The sequence below is a fragment of the Clostridium saccharoperbutylacetonicum N1-4(HMT) genome, from assembly GCF_000340885.1.
In the GTDB taxonomy this organism is placed as follows: Bacteria; Bacillota; Clostridia; order Clostridiales; family Clostridiaceae; genus Clostridium; species Clostridium saccharoperbutylacetonicum.
Map to the genome: position 1 here is coordinate 4,661,328 of NC_020291.1, position 23,547 is coordinate 4,684,874.

Below are 23,547 nucleotides of genomic sequence, written 5' to 3' on the forward strand. Positions count from 1 at the left end.
AAGAATTTAAAATTTGAAAATTAGCTATTCAGTAAATATTTTAACAAATAGTAATTTGCTTAATGCCTAATTCATATGTAATAAAATATCACATATATATCTGTTTAAAATAAATGTTGGTAATGTTTAGAAACTTAATATTTAGGCAATTATTAAGAGGATTTGAATATTTAATTTATATTTTGACAATGAATTGAGGTAATTTTCTTGATAAAAACTGATACCAATTTTAATTTATTAAACTCTCATATTACTGCATTGATAAAAAAGGATATCTGTTCAAATAGAAATATTGAAAAATGTCCTATTTGTGAGTCAAAACACTACATCAAATATGGATCATTTAAAGGATTTCAGAGATATAAGTGTAAAGAATGTGGCAAAACCTTTTCTAATGTAACAAAGTCCTTATGGAGTTATTCAAAAAAGGACTCTAGTAAATGGATTAAATTTACTGAATATGTGCTTGAAAGAAAATCTTTAAGATTTTGTGCAGAAAAATTAGAAATAAGCTTAGTTACAGCTTTTTATTGGAGACATAAAGTATTGCAGGGACTTAACTATGAGAGTGTTCCAGCAAATTTAAACGGAGATGTACATATTGCTAAAAAATTAATTCCTGAGAATTTTAAAGGAAGCAGAAATCTCACTATAACAGTACGCCACAATATTTGGGTTATAGCTGCAAAAAGCGATGAAAATTCTATTATAGTTAAACCAATTTCACGATGTCATTGGCATTTACCTAGCTTTAATAAAAGAATTTATTATTTAATTGATGAGAAAGCTTATATAGTGCCATATGGTGATCGATATATTTCTTTAGTTGCAAAAGCACATAATAAAAAGCGTAAAAAAGAAGTTCAGAATGATAAAATAATCTGGCCATTCCAAATTATTTTAGAGAAATGGCTTAAAAAATATCATGGTGTTGCTTCAAAATATTTAGAAAAATACCTTTCACTTTTTATATTATATATTACAAAAAAAGAGATGAATTATATGGAAATATTCAAGAAATTATCTCTTGAAAACAAATTTATTAAGACATCTGATATAGGAATATCAAATATAAACCCAATTGGAGTAGTGCTATAATTCATATGTCTTCTATTAACAACAATTATTTTAAACATTTTCACATATAAAATAAAAGTTAATATCTTATTGCTTGTTATTTTTTATTTTATATTATTTGACCTTATGGAGTTATTTTTATACATGTTAGAATACTTCATAATTGAAATGTTAAAATCTGTTGATGACATTTAAAAATTTTGTAAAGAAGCAATATTGGAGTTTGCTAATCAAAACACTTATTTTTCATTATTTAAATTTTAAATCATTGAACCAAAGATATCTTATTATATTCAACATGATTTACAGTAATTCTATGCAATTGTACTTAATGCTATGTCATTTGACATGGCAATTGTTTTCGCTTTGTGTATTTCTGCAGAACTATTATCCATTATGATTTGCTATACTCAAAAGTAATATCATACAGATTAACTTCATGTGGTGAAAGACAGCTTTCCACTTTTAATTCTTCTATACTTTCCATATAGAAAACTTTCTGTTTAGGCACACAAATTTGTTTTAAGTAATCAATTTCATCTTTTTTAATATTGTAAATAGAATTCATATTTAGCCATTCATCAAAAATACTCCCGTGCTCTCTATTTAAAATATATTTTTTTATACGATATCTTCCTTTTTTTACTCCGCTTAAAGTTATATTTATATTTAATTTTTGTTCGTTCTCAAAAATATTATAATATTGATCTAAGTTTACTGATGCTTCCTCACTTAAGCAATAAAAATAATTGAAATGTTTATAATTATACGTAATAATTTGATAACTATAAGAAGATTCTTTTGTTATAACATATCCCTCACCCTTTTTTATCAAACTATTTCCTAGTTTCGCCAACATTTCATAAGCATAAAATCCTGGTTTACTTATTCCATTAGCACTTATTATTCCCATATCTCCATATAATAGATTTTTTGAATCATTTAATTCTCCAGATATATCAGAGCAAAACCAATATCCAAAACTATCTGTTTCATCTAAAGTATCTATTATATTTTTAGTAATATAAGCTGCTTTAAAGATTGTGTCATTAGCTGGATGGCGATGAGATATACTAGAATTGTACTCTGTAACATGAATTTCTTGAATTTCAATTCCTGTATCTTTAATTATTTTTTTAATTTTGGTAAGCTGTACTTTTGAATAATTTCTATCTTTTGAAGGAAGTAATCGAGTTTTATATTCATGTTCTTCACTTATTCTATTATTTTTCTTCTCAATTTCTTCAATTTTGTTATCTTCAATAAGTTCATATGGATATAGTGATACTGATAAAAAGTCCAGCCTAGTATTTGTTCTTTTTAACTGATTTAAAAACTCGCCAAACCATTTTTTATTTACCTCTGTATTAAAGCCAGGTCCTCCTACTTTAGCCTCTGGTACTATTTTTTTTACTGTATCATGATAGCACTTAAATTCTTCTACATACTTATGAAAATTTCCATTCCAGAAAACATAATCAATTTCTCCTTCTTTCCAAAATTCAAAATACCATTTTGATACCTCCGTTATTCCATATCTATTAATACAATGTACAATAAATTTTTCTAATAACTCTAAAGATTTCTTGAAATGTTTTTCTTGTTTTGAAGGATTTCTAAAATACATAGCTTTATTCGATGTAATACTTAGAACTTTAGCCTTATTTCCCAACTCAATAAACGGTTTTAAATTTATGCTATACAAGAAATCAATCAATTTATCTATTTTGGTAAAGTTATAATTTACTTCCTCCAAGGTCTCTTCTCCATAACTAAGCATTTCATCACTGAAAATACCTTGAAATCTAGCATACTTAAATTTTATTTTGTATATGCGTTAACTGCTGCTGAAAATCTGATCTAAGACCATCTTGAGCATAACCAAGATTAATTAAGTTTCTCCATGAATGTGTAACTTGTTTTATCTTGTCTACATCAGCATTTACTGTAACACTTTTCACTAAATCATTTTGTGGAAATTTATTATAGTTTTCCTCTTCATGAGCTACATATTGAGTCAACTTTTCTAACGCTTGATTATAATCAACTTTAGTTATTTCTAATTCTATTTTTTCATCTTTGTTACTTATTTCTTGTTTTTTTCTAATTTGAGTACGATATTCCGCTGGTGTAGTATCATATACTTCCTTAAATATTTTATTAAATGCAGCCAAATTAGGGAATCCATTATTCATTGAAACTATAGTCACAGAATTATCTTTTCGAATAAGTTCCTTTACTGCTTGAGACAATCGATACTCATTTAAATATTTTAATAAAGTCATATTCATATGACTTTTAAAGAACTTAGATAAATATTCAGGAGTTAAATATTGAGCAGCAGCTACATCTTGCAAAGAAATTTGTTTATAATAATTTTGTTTAATATAAGCTAATATATTATTTATTCGTTCAATATGCTTACTATTTTTAATTTCTAAAGTTTGCATTTTATACTCTTCTACAATCGTAAAATTCATATCTAATAAATAAATTAAATCATATAATAAAGACATCACTTTAAAGTCATACCTGTTCTTCTTAATAGAATATTCGTACATTATCTTGGATAATATTTTTCTAATATTATTGTAATTTTCATTTGCATCAATAGAAGAATTGCATAAAAATAGACTTTGCTCACCTCTCATAACATTATTGGCGAAATCATTGTCAATTTGCATTGATAAAACAATATTTTCCTCTTCACCATAAAGCTCATATATATCCCCATTATTAATTAACAACACATCAGATTCTGATAATTTATAGTTTTTATTATTTATAATAGCCTTCAGCTCGCCTTTAAGAACAAATAAAAATTCCATATTCTTTTGAACATTTGAAAAAATTCTTTTAACTTTATTTAATGTAATTACTATTGGTATATTATTTTCATTAACATTTTTACTTGCATTCCCCACATTAAACGCTCCTTTTTAACTCTGTTACTACACATTCTCCATGCTTTCTAATCAAAATATTAATTTCCATCTTTCTTACTTGCATCTTTTTTGATTAACTACATCACCAAGCAGCATTCTAATTTCATCGTTTAGATAGTTATGTATAAAATATGTATCCAAACTCATATTAAATTTATTAATATTATAGCTATTTCCATCAGTTCTATCCTAAAATGGTGCAATTGTAAGCATAATAAACATTGCTATAATTTTCTCATAAAAATAATATAATAAACTATAATAAAACCACTATTAGCAATTTATTAATTACTTATAGTGGTTTTCTAATTTTTATATATCTAATACTAATTTTACTCCACCATAAATCCCAGCATCATTTCCAAGCTTTGCAAGTTCAAATTTTGTACCTTCACATGCATGGAAAGCTTTTTCAATAAAGTGCTTTCTTATAACATTTATAAGAATCATTCCTGCCTTTGATACTCCTCCTCCAATTACAAAAACTTCTGGATCACATACACATGAAACATTAGCTAGTGTTCCACCTAATTTTTCACCCAAATCTTCAACTAATATGTTAGCTAATTCATCTCCTTCTTTTGCTGCATCAAATATTAATTTTGCTGTGATTTCACTATAATTTCTTAGTAACGAAGGTCTTTCTTTACTATTTAAAAGTTTTTTTGCTTCTTTTACAATTCCTGTAGCTGAAGCATATTGTTCAAGACATCCTTTTTTTCCGCATCCACAGGTTTCAGTTTCGTTTTTAACCACTTTAATATGTCCTATTTCTCCACCAGCACCATTTGTTCCTGAGATAATATTTCCATCAATAATAATTCCACCACCAACACCTGTTCCAAGTGTCACCATTACTACATTTTTATAACCTTTTCCCCCGCCTTGCCACATTTCACCTAATGCAGCCACATTAGCATCATTACCAGCTTTTACTGGAAGATCGATAAGTTCACTTAAAGTTTCTTCAACATTAAATATTCCCCATCCTAAATTAACACATTTTAAAACAGTTCCATCATTGCTTACTGGACCAGGAACTCCAAGTCCAACCCCAACCACATCATTTTTTTGTATTCCTTTTTCCTCTAACTTATCATTTATTTCTTTAGCAATATCAATTAAAATATACTTGCCATTTTCCTCTCTTCTTGTATCCACTTCCCACTTTTCTATCAAGGATCCATCCACTTTAAATAGTCCCATTTTTATTGTTGTTCCACCTATATCTATTCCAAATCCATAATTTCTCACTTTATTTTCTCCTCACATGTATCAATTTATAATAATTATTAATTTAAAAGCTCAAATTTGATCTTATTTATTGACAAAGGGAACTGATTTATTAAGATATCTTATCAGTTCCCTTTCCTTATGCTATAAATTTAATTTAAATTTTTGTGGGCTAATAGTTAAATTTTATAGTTCTACTGGTTTACCAGTTTCAGCTGATTTATAAATTGCTTCTAATATTTGTGTTACTACAAATGCTTGTTCAGGTTTAACTAATGGTTCTGTATCATTTAAGATAGCATCTATCCATTGAATAGCTTCTGCATCACGTTGTTCTAATTGCCCTGCTCCTTCAAATCCAAATACTCCGCCTGCATCTGAAGGTTGAGTTTGTACTAATTTACCATGTGCAGCTTTATTAAATATAGTATATCCTTGATCAGCAAAGGCTAAACCAAACATTTCAGCTCCGGCATCTGTTCCACATAATGTTACTTGTGCTTCTTTTGGGTTAATCATGTTTAATGCCCAAGCAGCTTCTAAGTATATAGTTGCACCATTTTCCATTTTAATAAATCCAAAAGCTGAATCTTCTACTTCATAAGTTTTTGGATCCCATGGTCCAAACATGTTTCCTTCTGGTCCATGTTCTAATGTTCCTAATTTTTGATAAACTGATCCAAATACAGTTTTTGGTTTGTAATTATCCATGAACCATAATGTTAAGTCTAAAGCATGAGTTCCGATATCTATTAATGGACCTCCACCTTGCTTAGATTTGTCTGGGAATACTCCCCATGTAGGAACTCCTCTACGTCTTATAGCATGAGCTTTCGCCATGTATATGTCACCTAATTCACCATTTGCACAAGCTTCTTTTGTTTCAAGTGAATCAGAACGGAAACGATTTTGATATCCAATAGTTAATTTCTTTCCTGTTCTCTTAGCAGCATCTAACATCAATTGTGCTTCAGCACTGTTAATTGCCATTGGCTTTTCACACATAACATGTTTTCCAGCTTCTAAAGAAGCAACTGTAATTTCTGAGTGTGATACATTTGGAGTTAATACATGAATGACATCAATACTTTCATCTTTTATTAATTCTTTATAATCAGTATAAACTTTAGCATCAGCTGTACCATATTTCTTTGCAGCTTCTACTGCTCTTTCCTCAATAATATCACAAAAAGCAACTAATTCTACCTTATCTGTTAACTTTGATAATGCTGGAAAATGCTTTCCATTTGCAATTCCACCACAGCCAATAAAACCAATTTTTAATTTTTTCATTTCTATCTACCTCACTTTTTAAATTTATAATAATTTTAGTTTTTAGTTAAATTAATTTATTTTTGATTTAATTATTATCAAGGAATAATTAATCTTTTAATATTTATAATTTATTCCTTATTACATATTTATTGTACCCTTTCAGACTCTGTAAACGCATTCTTTTAATTGTTCACTTTTGTTAATAATATTGTTAAAATAATATATTTTTTAAATCAACAAAAAAAATATTAACAAATCGATTTAAAATATTAATATTTATTATTTCTAGTTAAATATTTTATATTTATATAATCTATTATCTACCCTTAATATCGTTCAAAATTAATAAAGAAGCTATAGCACTTATTAAAATAAGATAATCTATAGCTTCTTCATTTTTATATATTATTAACTTTATTTAATATTCATTTGATAAAATACAAAATTACAAAGTGAATTTTTCAACAGAGGTTTCTAACCTATTAGCTAAGCTAACTTGATTTTCCATGGAATCCTTAGCTTCATTCATTATATTACTTATTTCTGATAAACTAGAATTAATTTCACCTGTAGAATCAGAAGTTTTCCCAGATATCTCAACAACCTTATCTACTACTTTACTAATTTCTTCAATTGATGTATTCATAAGTTTAGCAGAAGATGTTACTTCTGTTGATATGCTGTTTATAAGCTTCGCATCATTTTGATATTGATCTCCTGTTTCTAGCAACAACTCATAGTCAGCCTTAACATTATTATCTATATAAGCAAGAATATCTTGTGAACTCACTGAAAGGTTATCAAAAACTGCTCTTACTTGAGAAACCAAATTTTCTACATTTGAAATAGCTTCTGAAGATTGTTCTGCTAAAGTTCTTACTTCTTCTGCTACAACTGCGAAACCTTTACCTTGTTCACCTGCCCTTGACGCTTCAATAGATGCATTTAAAGCAAGAAGATTTGTTTGTTCCGCTATGCCTTTTATAGTATCTGACATAAGTCTAATTTCTTCTACTATTTTACCAGCTTCAATTGCTTTAAGAATTTTTTCTTGTTTTTCACTATAAGTCAAATTTGCTTTTTCAAGAGAGTTAGAAACTTTTTGCTTCATTTGTGAAGCCCTTAATTCCATCTCTTCTGATGAAGTTAATCCTGCTTTTACTTTAGATAAAAGTAAATCATTTGTTTTTATAATTTCTTCAATAGACATATTTGCTTTTTCAGTTGTAGCTATTAAAGTCGATGCATCAGTTGATAATACAGATGACGTTGAATTAATAGCATTTATATTTGAATATGAGCTTTTTGTTGATTTTAACAATTCATGACTTGAAGTATTAATATTTTTAGAAATATCAATTATATCTGATAACAATACTTTCATATTTGAACTAGCTTTATTTAAACTATCTCCCAATTTGCTTATATCATCATTTCCTTTAAAATTGAGTTCCTCAGATAAATCCCCATTTCCTAGTTTTTGAGTAAAATCCAATACTTTTTTAAGCCTCTTTAAAACTAAATTATCATAAATATATACTATTATAAATACTGATATTATTATGCTTATAGCTGCAGATACAAAAATACCAATATCTCCATCTAAAAAGAAAGTAGGAACCCCAACTCTTTGCAATGCTTCCTTTCCTCTTGCTATAACAAAATTTACAGCTTGTCCTATGTAAGAACTAAAGCATTGAACAATTACAATAGCAATTATCAATTTAAATTTAATAGATTCCAATGTTGAATTTACTATTTTTCCTTTTACGCTCATATTTTTTCCTCCTCATATAGTAATACAATAATATTATAATACCAATTAATATTATAATATCAGTGTATTTTATTTAAGGCACTATTGTCAATGCGTAAAATGGACTGTGCATCTATATGGAATCATATTTATTTATCAATTTTTTATTACGATCTGGTGCTTGAGCAATCACTACAGCTATAAGCATAAATACACAACCTATAATTTCTCTAAAGGACATTTTCTCATTAAGTATAATAACTCCGCTAGTTATTTATAACCTAAAAATTTGAAATAGCTATACAATCCAAGCTCCATTAGCTCCTAGTACATAACCATCTATAGTTGTATTAGCAAGCATTGCTCCTGAAGCATTACAGTAATACCAAGTACCATTATCATTAATCCAGCCAGTTTGCATTACCCCTGCTGTATTTAAGTAATACCAAGTAGCTCCATCTTGTAACCAGCCTGTAGCTTTAGTTCCATCAGTTTTAACATAATTCCAAGTTCCATCTGCCGCCTTTACCCATCCAGTAGCTACTACTGCTGGAGTTGTTGTTTTTGTTGTATCAGTATTTTCTGAAGGTTTGTTAAATATTAATGAATAAACTTTATCATTTTCATTCCAAGCAACTACACTAGCATCATAAGCAACATTGAATTTATCAAATGATCCATCCACTTTATATAGCTTATCAAATTTACTATCTTTGTTATTCCACTTTTTAACATATCCACTTCCTACAGAATAAAGATTTCCTCCACCTATTCCCCAAGCATCAGCACTAGTATCATCATAATCACTTACATCTGTATAGTAATATCCATTTTCTGCTTTAAAGTTTATAGTTTGAGCATAATATTTTTTCTCAACAGGATCAAAACAATGACTTGCAATACCATCAGGGCTTCCTGTTATTAATCCAAAAGGAATGTTTCCAGGTGTAGGTAATTTACTAAAATCAAATAAACCAAATATATGTGCTTGATTTCCTTTATCATCTGTTGTAAAATAAGTCCCAACATTCTCAGCATATTTAATACCATCTACATCCCCTGATGCTTGAGCTTTTGAAATTCTTTGTAAAACTGTTACACTATTATCACTAGAATTAATAACTGGAGCTTTATAATGTTTTGCTTTTGATCCAAAGAACACTTGATCTGTCACATTAGTATACGAAGCATCTACATCTGAATCAGTTTTTAACTTTTTCCATATTGTTAATTTTGCACTTCTAGTTATGTAATCAGCATCTTCATCTCTTGTTGCATCATTAATAATTTGAGCTTTTAATGTATAATCAACGCCTCCGACTGTAACATCATAAGTATCTTTAGTATTTTTAATTGTAACACCAGCAGCGGTTGTAAAATATACCCCAACATTTCCCAAATTATAGTCGGCATCTACATAATTTCCACTTTCATCTGTGTAAATTATATCTTTTAGTTTACCTTGAAACTGATATTTTGTTTTTAAATCATATTGGAATTCTCTCCATTTACCTGTAGCTCCCCATATATCAGTCTTATCATTCCCTTTAATCTTATCTGGTTGTATATGATTTCCTTCATAACTGCTTTCTAGAAATCTCCCCTCATTATCTTTCTTAATTTTCTTTCTCAAGGCATCGGCTACATCACTATTTATGTCATCTAATACCTTATCATCTATCTTCTTACCTGTTGTTATATCTATATAATAATCCCCATTATTAAAATCTAAATATTTATCTTTATAAATATCTCCTATTTCATCGCCTGCACCAGCATCCTCTAATTGAGTATACTTCCCATCTGCCAAGTAATAAACAGCGTCATCTTTACCGTTTATTTCTCCATCAATTATATAGCTGCCTCTGCCCAAAGACTTAGCTCCATAAATAGTTCCTTCTTCAGTATCATACTTTTTCACATCTGCTGCCATAGCTGGAATCATTGATATAACTGCAGCTGCCGTCACTAAAAGACTAGTAACCTTCGTAATTCTTTTTAACATATTGTCTTTCCCCCTACTTTTTATCATTTTGTTCTTTTTCATAAATTTTCTTACAAATAATATTTTCTATACGTTTACAATAAGTGTAATTTCTTTAATTCATAAGAAATCTATACCATTTATTATAATTTGAAAGACTTTATTAAGCATTGATTTATCTTACTTTTCTTGCAACTTTTACGACTTTATAAATATTAATGTTACCAATTTCAACTATTATACAGTAAATCTACTTCACAGACTGTGTATTTCTACTACTTTCAAAAGTTATCTATAGTTCTAAATTTATTTTAAATTCCTTATAGTGAAAAGAAATATAACCTCTTATAAACAAACGCTTAAAGAGGTTATATCAAAAACTTCAATTGATCTATATTACATTTTTAACTTTATTTCTCCATACATTCCTGTTGGGTCAATTGAATCATGCCATAAAATAAATGGTGGCTCAGGCATAGTGAAACGATCTCTATCTAAAGTCGTTGCAACTTCTACGCGAATTGTATTTTTACCTTTCTCTAAATATTTACCTATATTATAAATATAAGGTGGACAAATCTTCATCCCTACATATTTTTCATTAATCCATAACTCCATTGCTTCATATACATATTCAAAGCTTAAATATGCATCTGTTTTTACTTCGTCAATTTCTATAGTTTTTTCATATCTTATTAATCCTGCAAATAGTGGATCTTCATTAGAAATCGGAGCTAACTTATCCATTTTATTCATTTCACCGAAATTAGGATATTCTTTATTTTTAACTATTGAATAGTTCCAATCTCTTGATAAATCAATATTGTTCTTACAATTGCTTAGTTTATCTGACATTGGTAAGTAATCTTCAGTAATTTCATTATATCCATCTGCATTTTCTAGTATTATACATGATTCACAAGGTTTTAATTCTATAAAAATACTACTCTTTCTATTTTCAGTATTGACAGCTAATTTTTTAAATTCATTTTCTAATCCATTATATATAACTGCATTTTCCCCAATAGTTAACTCAATTTCCCCTTTAAAAGTTTCATGAGCTGATTCATTTTGGAACATATATATGTTTCCATCTTTAAAATAATGATAATATGTTAAATCAGAAAATTTATCCTTTAACTTAACTTCCTTAAAGCCTTTTTGTTGTAATACCACTGCAAGTTCCTCTAATTTTACTACTGTACAATTTCCAAAACTTTTCATTAATTCTGCTTCTTCTGCTGCACTAGTTTCATTTGTAATTCCTTGTGGCATAGCATCTACAAATATAATTTCTACTCCCTTAGCTGTTTTAATAAAGTTTGCTAATTCTTTTGTAATATATTTAGTGTAAGGAACAACTAAACATTTAAATTCAACATCATTAATATTTAATATGCCATTATCTATTTTTCCATTATAATCTTCAAGCTTATTAAGCATATCCATAGAAACAAAATCAAATTCAATTTGATTTTCACTTAATTCTCTTGCTGGTTTTTGCATCTTCATAAAATCACCAGCCCATTCATTTTCACCATGATATAAAATAGCAGTCTGTGCTACATGTTTTCCTCCATTTAATATATGACACATACGATTAGCATACTTCATTAAATTACCAAAGTGCCTGAACTGTGGGTTATTCCCTCTAGCATAAAAATGTGGTGGACAATCATGATCTGGATATTCAGCCATTGAAAATGCATGTGGAACAAGATAATTTATACCTCTAACAAGTAGATGATCTGTAATATATCTCATATCCCTAACACCAAGCTTCCAGCCATATGCGCCAAAAAGTTCACACATAGTTCTTCCCTTTTTCTTTGGATCAAGATGTCCACTAGAAGCTCCTAATTTTCCTAAAGCATAATGATAGAATTCACCATCACCTTTTGTTAGTGAAATTCTTTCAAGCCCTGCTCCACCTGGTATGATTTGCCCTCCAATAACATCAATTCCTGCCATATGCTGACCTTCAATAGCTCTAAAGAAATGTCCAGCTCCACTTCCAAGTTTACTATGCTGATTACTATCCTCAACAACATGTCCTATATATTCAACTCCATGTTTTTCACACCATTTACCTAGTTGACTGCTAAAATTCTTTTCATATAAACGAGTAATAATATCCATATAAGTATATCTAGTATTAACACAATCATTCATTTCAATTGTACCTATCCATAAATATGGTAAGTATAAATTCCACTCATTTCCTAAAGCTTCTTTAAGCATATCTCTAACTTCTTCACTCCATGGAAGAGGCATGTCTCGTCTACCAATAGATTCATCAAAATCAAATCCAACTACGTTACCAAAGGCTGGTTCGTCTGAAAAGAAGCCTGCAAAAGTTTTTCCAAACTCTTCCTTATAATGTTCAAAATGTGGCTCGTATACAGCTTCTAATTGAGTACTTGCTGATTCTTTATCAACCATATTGATATATCTATTATCCCCACCATCAGTTTTTGTTTCATACACAACATAAATTCTCCAAGCACCTGCTGGTAATTTACATGTTAAGAAATTCCCAACTACATTATTTGTTAAATCAACTAATTCCTCATGAATAATTCCATCTTTGATTAATCTAGCTGCAACTACACTTACCAATTTATTCTTCTTTTGCTCTTCAACATCTTTTTGTTTTCCAAAATCCAAAAATGAAGTTCTTGGTTTAAGCATAGGCGTAAAATGAAAACTTATTTCATCTTGAGCACCGATTACATCCACTACATTATAATTAATATAAGTTTTTCTTCTTTCAGGATATTTTTTCTCAATTAATCCATTAGCATAGCCTGTTGGAAAATGTGCATCATCTAAAACCCAAACCCTCATATTTCTTTTCTTTGCTTCTTCCATAACTATATCTAAATCATGCCACCATTTAGGTCCTGTAAAATCCGGATGTGGTCTAGCTTCAACACATACTGCTCCAATACCACTTTCATATATCTTCTCCATTTCTTCACGAATCACATGTTCTTCTTCTCCACGCATCCATAAAAAAGGTAGGATGTAATTATCGCCTTTACCGTTTTTTAATTCTTCAATTGTCTTTTTCATAATCGACCTCCATAATTCATAGTTAAATGCAAAATCCTCATTAAGGTTTAATTCATAATCATAGCTATAAAACAATATCTATATAAATAAACTTAATATTTAATTTTTCAATTTAATTGTAATACTTCGCAACATCGTTTTCATTAATAAATCAGACATTAATCATAACTTTTACGACTATTAAACCAAAATAGTGTATCTCAAAATTAATAGTAAAAATTTTAAGATACACTTTACTAATAGATACTTTTCGCTATATTGATTAGTTATTTCAATTTGCTATTTTATACTTTATTTATGATTAATCTTATTTGGCCCCTTTCATTTGAAACCAGTCAAATTCTGCAACATTATCACTTTCTTTACCATTGGCAGTTGCAAACATGCCAATTATGGTACCTGCCATACAGCCAACATATTCTGGATTGATTCTTCCACAGTCCACATTTTCTGCAAGACATTTCATGTTTTCTAAATCTGTTCCGTATACAAAGTCATAACTTTCATGCTTTGCATTAAACCCTAAAATAAGTTCATTATCATCACATGGTACACATGCAATTATTTCTTCCTTATGCTCATATGAAAAGCCTGGGAAATACGGTGGTCTATCATAGTCTGTTGTAGAAATTATCAATTTCAAAAGTTGCTTCCCATTTTCACAAGTACGTTCTACACGTAAATGATGATGCATAGCCTGCATTATAGCCAAACCTGCTGACTCTCCTTCTTGAGGATTAAAACTCATCTTAGTAAACAATGAAAAATCAATATGAATTTGTCTCTTGCCTACAAAGCTTATAATTCGGTCTTTACATATTTCAGGATTAAATGAAAGTGGTTTGATTACTGGTGTCATATTTTCTTTCAAGCATTTTAAAGATAATTTCGAGTCATATATCTTATAAAATGGTTCATATGGAGTTCCAAGTAATACCCATGTCATTCCAAGGTCTCTTTCCTCATCAAAGTCTTCCATGTCTTTTTCTTTCTTTTCAAATTCTGTCCATGGCAATGAAGCTGCTGGATATTCCCATTCTAATTTTCCTGTTCCTGGACTGAATATTGGCCATTCTCTCTCCCATATTACTGGACAAATAAAAGTTTCTCTTCCTAAATTCTTATATTCACCATCAATCAGTCTAGAAGCAAGCATTACAGCATACCATTCTCCATTTTGCGTTTCCACAAAATCTGCATGTCCTACGTTTATAATTGGAGCTTTAAATCCAAAATGTCTATGAGTCATTACAGGATTTGCAGGACATCCCTCATACCATCCAAACAATTCCTTACTTCTTGCTACCATTACTGCATGATAATGCTCAGTTCCACCCTCAGCAATCATTAGATAATAGTAATCTCCAATATGATAAATATGTGGAGCTTCTGGTGCTGAACCGCCTCTTAGTGCACTATTAAAAATCGTTACTGGCTCTCCTGCTAATTTAAAGTTTTCCATATCATATGGTGCAAGCCATATTCCTCTTTCCTTTACACCAGCACCATTCTCCCATACATCTCCTGTACCCATAACGTAAGCTTTTCCATCATTATCAAAGAAAAATGAAGCATCAATCCCTGGAACATCTGTTAACCAATGAGGCTCTGACCATGGGCCCTTTGGATCTTTAGCTGTAATAATAAAATTACCTTTATCACAAAAGTTTGCATTTATTATATAAAATGTGCCGTTATTATAACGAATTGTAGGTGCCATAACACCACCAACCATTGAATTAAATTCCACATGAAAGCCATTATCTTTAGTCAAAGCATTTCCTATCTGCTCCCAATTTGCTAAATCCTTACTATGAAAAATTGGAATTCCAGGATACATTTCAAAACTAGAACATATTAAATAAAAATCATCTCCTACTCTACAAATTGATGGATCTGGATAAAATCCTGATATAATAGGATTTTTAATTTTTCTTTCTGTCATATAGTTTTAATCCTTTCTCTTTTCTATTTATACAAAATATAAAATTTTACTACTCTCGTTTGCAATACATATAATTACAAAACTACGCATTCATATGCTATGGGGATTCATCAATAATTTCACGAACCCTATTCTTCAATTATTCTTTTAATGTACCAACTTAAAAATTAATCAAGTGCTACAATAGTAAATTCACCTTCAAGACATTCCTTAGAATTTGTACCGACATATACTTTAAATAAGCCTGGTTCAACAACATAATTCATATTTTCATCATGGAACCCAAGATCTTTTGTGTTAAGTTTAAAAATTATAGTTTTACATTCCTTTGGTTGCAATAATACTTTTTCAAAGCTTTTTAATTCTTTAACTGGTCGTACTCTACTTGCAACAACATCTGATACATAAAGTTGTACAACTTCTTCTCCTGATACTTCTCCTGTATTAGTTACATATACCTTAACAGCAACTGTATCTCCAATTTTATTTTCTGCTGATAATATAGATAAATTTTCATATTTGAAAGTTGTGTAACTTAGTCCAAATCCAAAAGGATATAGTGGCTCTGCTGGCCCATCTATATATTTTGAAGTGAATTTTATTTTGCCTGCTGGTCTACCTGTCATAGGATTATTATAGTAAATTGGCACTTGCCCTACTGAATAAGGGAATGTAGCTACTAACTTTCCACTTGGATTGTAATCACCAAATAATACATCAGCTATAGCATTACCACTTTGAGTCCCTAACTGCCATGCTTCTACTAATGCATCTACATTTTCAGCTTCCCAAGGTATAGTTAGTGGTCTTCCATTAATCAATACAACAATTAATGGTTTGCCAATTTTACGTAATTCCTTTAATAATTCTTCTTGCTTTCCAGGTAAATTAATATCTATACGACTTGCAGCTTCTCCACTCATATCTGAATTTTCACCAACAACTGCTATAATTACATCTGATTCCTTTGCTACTCTAACAGCACCTTCAAAGTCTATACATTCTTCTCCAGTAATCTTACAGCCTTCAGCATATAAGATTTCTGTTTCAGTGCTAACTGCAGCTTTTATTCCTGAAATAATAGTAACTACATCTGATGGATTTCCTGTATGTGACCAAGTTCCGAGCATTTCTGCAGCATTTTCAGCAAGCGGCCCTACTACTGCAATCTTTTTTAAATCCTTCTTAAGTGGAAGAGCATTATTTTCATTTTTCAAAAGCACTATCGATCTTCGGGAAATATCTCTTGCAGCCTCAAGATGTTCCTTGCAAAGAAGTGTTTTTTCTTCTTTTTTAGCATCTGTTCTATATGGATTATCAAATAATCCTAATAAGAATTTCACTCTAAGTACTCTTCTTACAGCTTCATCTAATACTTCTTCTAATATATCTCCTTCTTTCACAAGTTCAGGCAATTCATTTCTATAAGTACCTTGACTCATATCCATATCTAATCCGGCATTCAATGCTTTTTTACTTGCAGCTTTATTATCTTCTGCATATCCATGCACAACAACTTCTGGAATTGAGTTAGCATCACTTACAACAAAGCCATTAAATCCAAATTTTTCTCTTAAAACATCTGTTAATAAATATTTATTAACAGTACAAGGAATTCCATTTAAATCATTAAAGGCACTCATAAAAGTTCCAACACCAGCTTCTGCTGCTGCTTTAAATGGTGGGAGATAAACATCATGCAAAGTTTGAAGTGACATATCTACTGTATTATAATCTCTTCCACCATCTGGTGCTCCATAGCCTGCAAAATGCTTAGCACATGCAAGTATACTTTCTGGATTATCTAAACTCTCCCCTTGAAATCCTTCTACTCTAGCTTTAGCAATAACACTTCCTAAGTATGGATCTTCACCTGCCCCTTCTGCAACTCTTCCCCAACGTGGATCTCTTGAAATATCAACCATTGGTGCAAAAGTCCAGTGAAGTCCTGCTGCTGAAGCTTCTTTGGCAGCTATTCTTGCAGATTCTTTAATTTTTTCGATATCAAAGCTACAAGCTTCTGCAAGAGGTATTGGAAATATTGTCCTATATCCATGTATTACATCGAGTCCAAAAAGTATAGGAATTCCAAGTCTTGATTCTTCAACTGCAATTTTTTGAAGTTCATTTGACTTTTCTGCCCCGTGTACTCCACCCATACAACCAAGTGTACCTTGTCTAATTTCATCTTCACGATAATTTCTTTCAAGTGCTTCAAACTCAGCTGGGGTAATCTCCCCATTAATTAATTTTTCAATTGTTTCATCAAAGGTTAATCCAAAGGCTCCAAAAATTGAAGGGGAAATTTGTACTAACTGCCCAACCTTTTCTTCTAAGGTCATTTTACCTATAAGATCATCTATTCTTTTTTCATAATATTGTTTAATAAATTCCTTTTGTTTACTTTCTCTATTAATCATACTGAACCTCCAAATATTTTTTTAATAACTTAAACTTTTAAGATTGTCCACAAACATTTAGCCTTTTCAAAAATCCTAATCAACTATTATAAGAATTTCATATGTAATATGCTTTTCTATCTACTGAAATATTCAACGAAAATCAATAATACCATCTCCTGCTACCTCATAAAAAACAAGAGATAATAAGGTAACATCCCTTATTATCCCTTGTCATTATTACCTATTATTCAGAGACACTCTTTCCTTGTCTTTCAAGAAGTATTCTTGTATTTTCATTAGCTTTTGCTTTTGATAATGTATAGAATACTAATGGGATTGTTGCAACAAAATATATTATTCCAGGTACTAAATTTACTAACATGTTTATGCTGTTAGCTACTTCTGGAGTTTGTGGTTGATTGGCAACATAACCTATTGCTCCTAAAACTGCAACGCTTACAGAACCAACAATTGCATTAACAACTTTAGTTGTTAAACTTGTAAATGAATATATAGCACCGTCAGCTCTTGTACCAGTTTTTACTTGATAATCATCTATGCAGTCACCAACCATACTGAATATCATTGATGAGAATCCCATTGATAAACATGCAACAAATGTTATAGCTATTATTGCTGTAGTATTTGAAACTGGTGTAAAATAAAGAGCTATAAACCCAATTCCCGATACAACATTTCCGCCACCTAAAACTGTTTTCTTTTCAAAGTGTTTTGCAATGAAAGGAAGACAAGAAGCACCAATAACACCAGCAATAGATAATGTTGTAAACATTACTGCAATTAAGTCAGGACGACCTACAACATATATTGCATAATACATTACAAGTCCTATTCTTCCAAATACAGCGATTAGTGATATTAATAAGCATAATAACATTAATAATAATGGTTTATTCTTAACTGAAGCCAATAAAGATTCCTTAATAGTTGGTCTTTCTTCTTTCATAGGCTCAACAATTTCTTTACAATTTTTAAAAGTTAATAATAGCATAGGCATAGCAATTAAAGTTAAAACTATTGCAGCATAGAAATATCCATTTTGGTTATTTCCTTTACCTAAAATTGTTATTAATGGCATTACTGTAGCCCCAGTAACAATACCAGCTACTTGTCCAAAAACTCCTCTAAAAGCATTTAATCTAGTTCTTTCTTCAGTATCTCTTGTCATAACTGTTGCAAGTGCACCATATGGAACATTAACTACTGAGTGAAAAGTACCAAGTAATAAATAAGTAACACATGCGTATATTGCTTTTCCAGTACCACTAAATTGTGGAGTATAGAAAGTTAATATGTTAAATAATCCAAGCGATATAGAGCCAAATAAGATATATGGTCTAAAACGTCCAAATCTACTCTTAGTGCGTTCCATAATCAATCCCAGAATTGGGTCTACAAAACAATCCCATACTCTAGCTACAAGTAATAATATTGCTATAATTCCGCCAGCTAAACCAAATACATCTGTATAAAAAAATAAAAGATATGATGACACTAAACTCCAAACAACGCTACAAGCAAACTCCCCTAATCCATAACTAAATTTTGTCATAAAACTAAGCTTTGCTTGACTTGCATCTTGATTAACGATTGCATCTTGTTTATCGATTACATTTTGCATTATAAATTCCTCCTAATGATTAATAGATCCTTTTCTTTTAATTCCCCAAAGAACTCTTCTTGTAAATTTCACTTAAAAATAATATAATATGTTTATAATTTCAATTAACATGCTGATTAGCTTTATTTAATGTTGGTGTGGTAACTTACCATTAAATAAGCTGTATCGGTGTGTTATTATTTTTTTCATAAAACATCCTATAATTTCTAAGCTTTCCTTATATTCTTTTGGATAAATTTCAATACTATAACTTATAAGCCATTCTCCTCTCCAGTTAAGTATTCTTAATTATTAACCCTTTTTTCTGTAAAGGTTTAACTTTATGTTATTATTTTAATACATACTTTCTTTTCTTTCATTAACTAATCAGACTTTTACTGCAACTTTTGTGACATTATCAATATCAAAAACTATACTATAGACATCCAATTTAATAATCAAACTTACAAATGGAATATACATGATGAATCATTGAGAAATTATAGCCGTAACACTACACTAGAAATCATATACATTTTTCTGGAAGCAGGCATGTGAAATTGAGCTATTGAAGGTTGTTAGTGGAAGGTTGTTCCATTTTCTGCTTGTCATAAATTTACTTTAGGAACATGCAGAAATGGGCGCAACCTTCCACTTAGAACCTTCCAGCGAAAATTTCACTAGTCCTGTGGAAGATAAATGTATCTGATCTCGATAATTGTTGCATAAATCTAATTCTCGCTTTGGATATCTATATTAAAATTTCATAGTAATTTAGAAAATTTTACCCTCTAAACATCAGAAAATGGATCCCATATCGTTTAATTCATGGAATCCATCTTAGCTAAATTCTATTTTGACTCTTCTTTCTATACTCTATTGGAGTCGTCCCCGTAATCTTTTTGAATATTTTAGAAAAATAGTTCATATTATTGTATCCCACTTCATCTGAAATGCTGCTAATTTGAATATTAGTCGTTGAAAGAAGTTGCATTGATTTTTCTATTCTCTGTTCTGTGAGATACTCCGTTAAGGATAAACCTGTAGCTTTCTTAAAAATTCTTGATAAATAATCTGGATTAAGAAAAACATAACTTGCTATATCATCTCTTGTAATATCTTTATTATAATTTTTCTTAATATAGTTTTTTACCCTTTCAATTACTGTTTGCGATTTAGTAACTTCTTCAACATAGCTGACAGCTTTATTGAACACATAAATTACCCATTTTATCATATCATCTATTGAATTTGTTGCCTTAATATATAATTTTTCAGATTTTTCATCATCAAAAAGCTGATGTGCTTGTATTCCTTTTTGCTCTAAGAAAGAATACAGCATCTGTAAAACATCTTGATGAAAAATATTTAGAATCCTTCTATTAATTCTTTCAGTTTTTACAAGTTCATCAATATATTTTTTTACTTCTTTAACCGCATTTTCACTGTCACCATTATAAAGCATTAAAGACCATTCACTAATATTAGGTAATAAAATTTCTTGTTCATTGCTCTGATTTAATGTACTACTATTTAAGTCAATTATCTTACTGACAAAAGACACATTATTTTTATCTAAGTCTTGAAGTTCACTAAATTCATCTGCTAAATTATCACCATTTACATATCTTCCTATATAACCTGTCATGCTGCACCCTAAATATTTATTACAATCAATTATATAATTAACACAACTTTTTCCTATATTATCCAAGCTCGTTTCCTTATCACCTATCTCTGGCACGATAATTATTATCTCCTCTTCCCCTACCGTCATACTACTTGAAGGAATCTCATTTAATATTGTCTCTTTAGCAATATTCTCTAGTGCAAATGATAAGGAATTTTCATTCCATTCCTCTAGCCTGCTAATTACACGCTTCTTAGTAAGTAAAACCAAAAGATATTTAAAATCTTTATTAAAACTAACATTCTTCTTCTTTGCGTAGGTTTCAATTCCCTCGCAATTTCCTGCTATTTTTCCTGCTATTAATTCATACCAAAAGAAGCCTTCAATTTGCTTTTGATTATTATCCCAATATTCACTATGCTTTTTTAATTTGCTGCTTGCTTTAATTTTAGCTATTAATTGTGAGATCTTATTTTCTAATTCTTTAAAAGGAATTGGTTTTACTAAATAATCAAAGCTTCCAAGTTCAATTGCTCGCTTTGCATACTCAAATTCTGCATGACAGGTTAATAAAATATTTTCTGTTTGAGGCGAGTTTATCTTTACCCATTCTATTAAGTCTAATCCACTTCCTTGAGGCATTTCAATATCACAAATTATAATCTGTATATCATTATTTTCTATGATTTCTTTAGCTTGAGAAATATTATATGCAGTATGTACTTTTGCTATCCCAAGCTTTTCCCATTCAATTGAAGTAGCTATAGCTTTTACGTTTTGTATTGAATCATCTACAACCATTATATTCATATTTATCTCACCTCTTTTTTTACTGGTATATATATATCAATACATGCACCCATATTGTCATTATTACTTGCTATTATTTGTGCCCTATCTCCATATATAAGCTTTAGTCTTTGCTTAACATTCCATATACCAATTTTTTCTCCTGTATTATTATTGTAAGTTGAATTATTTATTTTATTTATTGCTTCATCTGAAAAACCTTTACCATTATCTTGTATTATTATATGTGCATATTCTTCATCATGCTTTTTGATTAAGGATATTTTAATAATTACATTAATTACTTCAAAAGATTTCATTGCATGTTTAATTATATTTTCAATAAAAGTTTGCAAAACTAATGGAGGTATCTGAACTGCCATTAAATGTTCTTCTGCATCAACATTACATATTAACGTTTCCCCAGAATGAATCTTTTCTATCTGCAGATAATTCTTCACATGCTTTAACTCACTTTCAAGTGATACCAATAAAAAACTACTTCTAAATAAATATCTTAAATAATCTGATAAATATAACACCATATCTTGAATTAATTGAAACTCTTTCATTTGAGCCATACTATATATATTATTAAGTGCATTTATATAAAAATGTGGTCTTATCTGCATTTGAAGGTAATCAAGCTCAGATTTCTGCTTTTGTAACTGTTCCTCATATACTTCTATTTTTAATTGTTTTATTTGAGAAACCATATTGTTAAAGGCTTTATTCACTACTAAAAATTCATTTGAAAAGGACTGATCTTCTATGCGATAATCTAAATTCCCATTTTCGATCATGTTAATTGCATATTTTAAAGTTTTAACAGGTTTAAATATCAATCTATGCAAAATATACAAAGTACTAGGTATTAAAAGAAAAGACAGTATTGCTATAAAAAATATTATTGTCTGGATTAAATCAAGACCTTGCAGCATATTTTTTTCATTTGTTACAGCAATTAAACTAAATTTACCAACTTCTGAGGGTTTACCGATAACCATATGACTATTTCCTTCTCCAGAAAAGTAATAATGTGTTAAATCCCCTAATAAATCAATATGATTATCATTAACAAATCCTTGATTTATCATAGGCTTTCCTTCTGACGTAGCAAATAAAATACTGCCTTCTCTTTGTAAATTTATTTTTAAGAGAGGACTCATTAAGGTTTCTACTTTTATCCATGCACCTAAATATATATTATTATCTACTGATATAATCCTAAAAATGTAATTTGAACCATCCATTGATATTGGTATCCATCCTTTAGAATTAAAATTTGTATTATCTCTTGATACTTTTGAAATAAAATTTGATATATTTAAAGTTTCCTTATAATTTACTCTGCTGCTGTAAGAATCAAAATACTGATTACCAAACCTTGAATAAACAAAAAAGACATCAGCTAATTTATATAAAGCTCTTGCATTAGTAAGCTCATTTTGAAGTTTTACTTTTGATAATACACTTAAATCTTTATCATTACTATTTAAGTTCAATATATCTGTATTAAAGGAAATCACATTAAAAATATAACTGTCAATACTTTTCAAATCAGAATCAATTTGGTTCATATAAAGATTAACTGTATTACTATTATATTCTGCAACCTTATTATGTAAGGTTCTTATTGAATAATAGCTATTAAATATAAGAAAAAAGACCATTGGAATTGTTAAAATTAACGTTCCTGCTATGAGCTTAAAAATCAAAGAATTATGCACTGATTTGTTTATTTTTATATTCATAATATTTCACCTGCAACATATATATTTTGCAATTCAAATTTTACATTTCTAGTAATTAATT

The 23,547-nt window shown here is 29.5% G+C and carries 13 protein-coding genes; 1 reads left to right on the forward strand and 12 read right to left on the reverse strand.

Features of this window, described 5'->3' with window-relative positions:
- Positions 1–207: 207 nt before the first annotated feature.
- Entirely contained in the window at positions 208–1,098 is an 891-nt protein-coding gene (locus CSPA_RS20885) for an IS1/IS1595 family N-terminal zinc-binding domain-containing protein (protein WP_015394366.1), read from the forward strand.
- Positions 1,099–1,471: 373 nt separating this feature from the next.
- On the opposite strand, the gene CSPA_RS30635 is transcribed toward CSPA_RS20885, so the two are convergent.
- The 12 genes from CSPA_RS30635 to CSPA_RS20940 all read right to left on the reverse strand — a co-directional run bounded on the left by CSPA_RS30635 (position 1,472) and on the right by CSPA_RS20940 (position 23,486).
- Positions 1,472–2,857 carry a GH39 family glycosyl hydrolase gene (locus CSPA_RS30635; protein WP_015394367.1) on the reverse strand — a complete coding sequence of 462 codons (1,386 nt, stop codon included), beginning with the start codon at positions 2,855–2,857 and terminating at the stop codon, positions 1,472–1,474.
- A gap of 34 nt (positions 2,858–2,891) precedes the next feature.
- Positions 2,892–4,001 carry a helix-turn-helix transcriptional regulator gene (locus tag CSPA_RS30640; RefSeq protein ID WP_015394368.1) on the reverse strand — a complete coding sequence of 370 codons (1,110 nt, stop codon included), beginning with the start codon at positions 3,999–4,001 and terminating at the stop codon, positions 2,892–2,894.
- A gap of 333 nt (positions 4,002–4,334) precedes the next feature.
- Entirely contained in the window at positions 4,335–5,276 is a 942-nt protein-coding gene (locus CSPA_RS20895) for an ROK family glucokinase (RefSeq protein ID WP_015394369.1), read from the reverse strand.
- A 165-nt stretch (positions 5,277–5,441) separates the two neighbouring features.
- The gene (locus tag CSPA_RS20900; protein ID WP_015394370.1) at positions 5,442–6,548 is read right to left on the reverse strand and encodes a Gfo/Idh/MocA family protein; all 1,107 of its coding nucleotides are present in this window, start codon (positions 6,546–6,548) and stop codon (positions 5,442–5,444) included.
- A gap of 427 nt (positions 6,549–6,975) precedes the next feature.
- Entirely contained in the window at positions 6,976–8,307 is a 1,332-nt protein-coding gene (locus CSPA_RS20905; protein ID WP_015394371.1) for a methyl-accepting chemotaxis protein, read from the reverse strand.
- Between the two features lie 277 nt (positions 8,308–8,584).
- Positions 8,585–10,291 (reverse strand): hypothetical protein, encoded by a 1,707-nt coding sequence (locus CSPA_RS20910; RefSeq protein WP_015394372.1) that lies wholly within the window; start codon positions 10,289–10,291, stop codon positions 8,585–8,587.
- 375 nt (positions 10,292–10,666) lie between these two features.
- A complete protein-coding gene (locus CSPA_RS20915) occupies positions 10,667–13,345 on the reverse strand; it encodes a glycosyl hydrolase (RefSeq protein WP_015394373.1) in 2,679 nt (892 codons plus the stop codon).
- A 307-nt stretch (positions 13,346–13,652) separates the two neighbouring features.
- Complete coding sequence (locus tag CSPA_RS20920; protein ID WP_015394374.1) at positions 13,653–15,290, reverse strand: glycoside hydrolase family 43 protein; 1,638 nt, start codon at positions 15,288–15,290, stop codon at positions 13,653–13,655.
- A 167-nt stretch (positions 15,291–15,457) separates the two neighbouring features.
- Complete coding sequence (gene bglX / locus CSPA_RS20925) at positions 15,458–17,710, reverse strand: beta-glucosidase BglX (protein ID WP_015394375.1); 2,253 nt, start codon at positions 17,708–17,710, stop codon at positions 15,458–15,460.
- A 226-nt stretch (positions 17,711–17,936) separates the two neighbouring features.
- Positions 17,937–19,334, reverse strand: coding sequence for an MFS transporter (locus tag CSPA_RS20930; protein ID WP_015394376.1), 1,398 nt, complete (start codon positions 19,332–19,334; stop codon positions 17,937–17,939).
- A gap of 823 nt (positions 19,335–20,157) precedes the next feature.
- Positions 20,158–21,753: a response regulator transcription factor gene (locus CSPA_RS20935; RefSeq protein ID WP_015394377.1), complete on the reverse strand. Its 1,596-nt coding sequence runs from the start codon at positions 21,751–21,753 to the stop codon at positions 20,158–20,160.
- A 2-nt stretch (positions 21,754–21,755) separates the two neighbouring features.
- A complete protein-coding gene (locus tag CSPA_RS20940; RefSeq protein WP_015394378.1) occupies positions 21,756–23,486 on the reverse strand; it encodes a sensor histidine kinase in 1,731 nt (576 codons plus the stop codon).
- Positions 23,487–23,547: the final 61 nt, after the last annotated feature.

Coding starts and splice junctions, on each gene's coding strand:
- CSPA_RS20900 (WP_015394370.1), bottom strand. CDS start 6,548: ATGAAAAAATTAAAAATTGGTTTTATTGGCTGTGGTGGAATTGCAAAT.
- CSPA_RS20910 (WP_015394372.1), bottom strand. CDS start 10,291: ATGTTAAAAAGAATTACGAAGGTTACTAGTCTTTTAGTGACGGCAGCT.
- CSPA_RS20905 (WP_015394371.1), bottom strand. CDS start 8,307: ATGAGCGTAAAAGGAAAAATAGTAAATTCAACATTGGAATCTATTAAA.
- CSPA_RS20915 (WP_015394373.1), bottom strand. CDS start 13,345: ATGAAAAAGACAATTGAAGAATTAAAAAACGGTAAAGGCGATAATTAC.
- CSPA_RS20920 (WP_015394374.1), bottom strand. CDS start 15,290: ATGACAGAAAGAAAAATTAAAAATCCTATTATATCAGGATTTTATCCA.
- CSPA_RS20940 (WP_015394378.1), bottom strand. CDS start 23,486: ATGAATATAAAAATAAACAAATCAGTGCATAATTCTTTGATTTTTAAG.
- CSPA_RS30635 (WP_015394367.1), bottom strand. CDS start 2,857: ATGCTTAGTTATGGAGAAGAGACCTTGGAGGAAGTAAATTATAACTTT.
- bglX (WP_015394375.1), bottom strand. CDS start 17,710: ATGATTAATAGAGAAAGTAAACAAAAGGAATTTATTAAACAATATTAT.
- CSPA_RS20935 (WP_015394377.1), bottom strand. CDS start 21,753: ATGAATATAATGGTTGTAGATGATTCAATACAAAACGTAAAAGCTATA.
- CSPA_RS20930 (WP_015394376.1), bottom strand. CDS start 19,334: ATGCAAAATGTAATCGATAAACAAGATGCAATCGTTAATCAAGATGCA.